Origin of the sequence: Aeromonas media (genome assembly GCF_000819985.1) — a bacterium.
Classification (GTDB): Bacteria; Pseudomonadota; Gammaproteobacteria; order Enterobacterales; family Aeromonadaceae; genus Aeromonas; species Aeromonas media.
Window position 1 is genome coordinate 627 of the sequence record NZ_CDBZ01000122.1, and the last position, 809, is coordinate 1,435.

Annotated in this window: 1 pseudogene; it reads right to left on the reverse strand. The window is 66.3% G+C overall.

Features of this window, described 5'->3' with window-relative positions:
- Nucleotides 1-809 (reverse strand): annotated as a pseudogene (locus BN1127_RS10675) (methyl-accepting chemotaxis protein); the annotation flags it as partial.

Here is an 809-nt window from a genome sequence, read left to right on the forward strand (position 1 = left end):
TTGGTCTGATCCGCGATGCCCTGGATCTCGCTCATCAGCACCCCGATGCGATCCGACTCCTCCGCCAGCGCCACCGCCGCCGTGAAGGCGTGTTCGGCCTGGGTAGCCAGCTCGGTGACCCTGTGCTGGGTATCCTCCAGCTGCTGATCGGTATGCTGGCAGTGCACCTTGGCCTGGGCAACCTGGTTGTCGGTCTCCTGGATGTTGCGGGCTATCTCATGGGCCGTCGCCGCCATCTCGGTGATGGCGGTCGCCACCTGCTGGGTCTGGATGTCCTGCTCGGCGATGTCGGCGCTCGCCTCGCTGGAGGCCGTCTTGAGATGGACCGCCAGATCCTGCAGGGAGAGGGTCGCATCGTCCACCCGCCCGAGCACGGTGCGGATCCTGGCCTGCAGCAGCTTGATGTGGAAATCGGCGATGGCGCTGGGTTCATCCCCCGAGTAGATGAGCCGGGTCAGGCTGTCGTACTCCTCGGCCAGCTGTTGCAGATAGCGGGGGGTGGTGATGATGGCGTGGCGATAGAGGAGGCCAAGCCACAAAAGGGGCAGCAGCATGAACAGGGCCCCCAGAGGCCCCGTCAGATAGGCACCCGCCGCCAGCATCAGCAGCAACCCGGCGATGGCCAGCCCATGGCGCACCGGGCGCAGGCTCAGGCCCGCCTTGCGATCCCCCCGCTCCACCGCCCTCAATCTCCCGTAGGTTGCGGCGGCGACGGCCTTCATCCCGGGCTCGGCCCGATTGCGTACCGACTGATAACCGCTTATCCGCCCCTGCTCGAAGATGGGGGTGACATAGGCGTCGACCCAGTA